This is a genomic window from Burkholderia sp. Tr-20355 (assembly GCF_017104685.1).
Classification (GTDB): domain Bacteria; phylum Pseudomonadota; class Gammaproteobacteria; order Burkholderiales; family Burkholderiaceae; genus Burkholderia; species Burkholderia seminalis.
The window spans coordinates 1-3,577 of the sequence record NZ_JAAGPK010000321.1 but is presented as its reverse complement, the minus strand read 5'-3'; the positions used below and the strand labels follow the sequence as shown (position 1 = coordinate 3,577).

Sequence of the window (3,577 nt, the reverse complement as noted above, 5' to 3'; positions counted from 1 at the left end):
CCCAGATACGCGGCCCGCACCTTCGGATCGTCGAGCATCTGCTTCGCGTCGCCTTCCATCGTGACCGTGCCCGAATCCATCACGTAGCCGCGGTCGGCCGCCTGCAGCGCGAGGCGCGCGTTCTGCTCGACGAGCAGCACCGTGATGCCCTCCTTCGAGATCTCGCGCACCACTTCGAAGATCTTCTCGACCATGATCGGCGACAGGCCCATCGACGGCTCGTCGAGCAGCAGCAGCTTCGGCTTGCTCAGGATCGCGCGCGACATCGCCAGCATCTGCTGCTCGCCGCCCGACAGCGTGCCCGCGAGCTGCGTCGCACGCTCCTTCAGCCGCGGGAAGAAACCGAACATCCGGTCGACGTCCTTCTTGATCTGCTCGGTGTCGTTGCGCAGGTACGCGCCCATCTGCATGTTCTCGATGATCGACATCCGCGCGAAGATCCCGCGGCCTTCCGGCACCATCGCGAGGCCGCGCTTGAGCAGCTCGTGCGGCGGAATGCCCTTGATCGACTTGCCGTCGTACTCGATGTCGCCCGCCGAGTACGGCTTCAGGCCCGTGATCGCCTTCATCGTCGTGGTCTTGCCCGCGCCGTTCGCGCCGATCAGCGTCACGAGCTCGCCCTGACGGACTTCCATGTCAACGCCCTTGACGGCCTGGATGCCGCCGTAGTTGACCTGCAAGCCCTTGATTTTCAACATTGCCGCTGCCATCAGTGCACCCCTGCGCCGAGATATGCCTCAATCACCTTCGGATTCTTCTGCACGTCCTGCGGCAGACCCTCGGCGATCACCTTGCCGTAATCGAGCACCGTCATCCGGTTGCACAGCCCCATCACGAGCTTCACGTCGTGCTCGATCAGCAGGATCGTGCGGCCGTCCGAGCGGATCTTGTCGAGCAGGCGCGTGAGTTCGACCTTCTCGGTCGCGTTCATCCCGGCCGCCGGCTCGTCGAGCGCGAGCAGCTTCGGATCGGTGGCCAGCGCGCGCGCGATCTCGAGACGGCGCTGGTGGCCGTACGACAGGTTGCGCGACGTGTAGTCCGCGTACTGCAGCACGCCGACGTACTCGAGCAGCTCGATCGCGCGTTCCTTGATCTCGCGCTCTTCCTGGCGCTCGGCCGGCGTCTGGAACACCGCGCCGAGCAGCCCGTGCTTGGTGCGCACGTGGCGGCCCACCATCACGTTCTCGAGCGCCGTCATGCCGCCGAACAGGCGGATGTTCTGGAACGTGCGCGCGATGCCGGCCTTGGCCACCTGGTGCACGGCCGTCGGCGTGTAGTTCTGGCCGTCCAGCTTGAAGTCGCCGGAATCCGGCGTGTAGAGGCCCGTGATCACGTTGAAGAACGTCGTCTTGCCGGCGCCGTTCGGGCCGATCAGGCCGTAGATCTCGCCTTCCTTGATCTGCAGGCCGACGTCTGACAGTGCCTGCAGGCCGCCGAAGCGTTTGTTCACGCCCTGCACGGACAGTCGGATTTGCTTGTCGCTCATGTGTATATCCCCTGTGTCCGTCGATTAAGCGCGCACCGGCTTCTTGCTGTTGCGCTTCGCCAGTTTCGCGATCTTGTCCTCGTGCTTCGGCGCGGGCCACAGGCCTTCCGAGCGGTACAGCATGATGACGACCATCGCGAGGCCGTACAGCGCCTGACGGATCACTTCCGTATCGACGATGTCGTGGCCGAACAACGCATGCTGCAGCGGGCTCATCGTCGAGCGCAGGAATTCCGGGAAGATCGCGAGCAGCACCGCACCCAGGATCACGCCCGGGATGTGGCCCATGCCGCCGAGCACCACGCAGGCGAGCACCACGATCGACTCCCAGAACGTGAACGATTCCGGCGACACGAAGCCCTGGAACGAGCCGAACATCGCGCCCGACAGGCCGCCGAACGACGCGCCCATCGCGAACGCGAGCAGCTTCACGTTACGGGTGTTGATGCCCATCGCCTTCGCCGCGATCTCGTCTTCGCGGATCGCTGCCCACGCACGGCCGATACGCGAGTGCTGCAGGCGCGTACAGACCCAGATCACCAGCAGCGAGCACAGCACGAACAGGTAGTAGTACATGTAGACCGACGGCAGCTGCAGGCCGAACAGCGAGTGCGTCTGCGACAGGTTGAAGCCGCCGACATGCACCGGATCGATGCCCGTGATCCCCTTCGGGCCGTTGGTGATGTTCACCGGACGGTCGAGGTTGTTCATGAAGATCCGGACGATTTCACCGAAGCCGAGCGTCACGATCGCCAGGTAGTCGCCGCGCAGGCGCAGCGTCGGCGCGCCGAGCAGGATCCCGAAGGTCGCCGCCAGCGCCATCGCGATCGGCACGATGATCAGGAACGGCACGTGCAGGCCGTTCGGCGCGAGCGCCGCGATCCACTCGAACTGCGAGGTCAGGTGCGGCGAGCTCAGCAATGCCGCCGTGTATGCGCCCACCGCGTAGAACGCGATGTAGCCGAGGTCGAGCAGGCCGGCGAAGCCGACCACCACGTTCAGGCCCAGCGCGAGCATCACGTACAGCATCGCGAAGTCGAGCACGCGGACCCAGTAGTTGCCGCCGGCCGAGCCGATCACGATCGGCGCCGCGATCACGAGGACGGCGGTCAGCAGGCCGATGACGATGGTCTTGGCGGTGTTGCGCTCTTCGACGAGCGACGTCGAGGATTCGATCGGTTGAATGGATGTCATGTTGTTTGCTCCCTTCCGTTACGCGCGATCCGCGACCCGTTCGCCCAGCAGGCCCGACGGACGGAACACCAGCACGATGATCAGCACGACGAAGGCGAACACGTCCTGGTAGTTGCTGCCGAATACGCCGCCCGTGAGGTTGCCGATGTAGCCGGCCCCGAGCTGCTCGATCAGGCCGAGCAGCACGCCGCCGACCATCGCGCCGCCGAGGTTGCCGATCCCGCCGAGCACCGCGGCGGTGAACGCCTTCATGCCGGGAATGAAACCCATGTAGAAGTGCACGTTGCCGTATTCGGAGGCGATCATCACGCCGGCCAGCGCGGCGAGCGCGGAGCCGATCATGAACGTCGCGGAGATCACGAAGTTCGGGTTCACGCCCATCAGGCTGGCCGTATTCGGGCTTTCGGCGATCGCGCGCATCGCGCGGCCGAGCTTGGTCTTGTGCACGAGCAGCAGCAGGCCGCCCATCACGATGAACGCGACCGCGATGATCACGATTTCAGTCACGGAGATCACGGCGCCCGGCGTCGTGTCGGTGGCCTTGATCACGTTGATCGGATCGGTCGGCAGCAATTGCGGGAACGGCAGCGGGTTGCGCGACCAGATGATCATCGCCGCCGTCTGCAGCAGGATCGACACGCCGATCGCGGTGATCAGCGGCGCGAGGCGCGGCGCGCGGCGCAGCGGCCGGTACGCGACGCGCTCGATCGTGAAGCCGACGAACGCGCAGACGACCGCGGCGATGCCCAGGCCGATCGTCAGCGTCGCGACGTTGCCGAGTCCGGGAAAATGGTTCTGCAGCACGGTGATGGCCGACAGCGCGACCATCGCGCCGATCATCAGCACGTCGCCGTGCGCGAAGTTGATGATGCCGAGAATGCCGTACACCATCGTGTA

The 3,577-nt window shown here is 65.3% G+C and carries 4 protein-coding genes; all 4 read right to left on the bottom strand.

The genetic code is table 11. The features are described 5' to 3' along the window. A partial coding sequence (locus G3N62_RS34875; RefSeq protein WP_148094421.1) for an ABC transporter ATP-binding protein occupies nucleotides 1-710 on the bottom strand: 710 nt, incomplete at its 3' end. Beyond that, entirely contained in the window at nucleotides 710-1,486 is a 777-nt protein-coding gene (locus G3N62_RS34870) for an ABC transporter ATP-binding protein (protein ID WP_034178806.1), read from the bottom strand. The genes G3N62_RS34870 and G3N62_RS34875, both read right to left, overlap by 1 nt. Nucleotides 1,487-1,510: 24 nt before the next feature. Beyond that, the gene (locus G3N62_RS34865) at nucleotides 1,511-2,680 is read right to left on the bottom strand and encodes an ABC transporter ATP-binding protein (RefSeq protein ID WP_034186305.1); all 1,170 of its coding nucleotides are present in this window, start codon (nucleotides 2,678-2,680) and stop codon (nucleotides 1,511-1,513) included. 18 nt (nucleotides 2,681-2,698) lie between these two features. After that, nucleotides 2,699-3,577 (bottom strand): branched-chain amino acid ABC transporter permease (locus G3N62_RS34860; protein ID WP_148094422.1); only part of this gene is annotated, 879 nt, incomplete at its 5' end.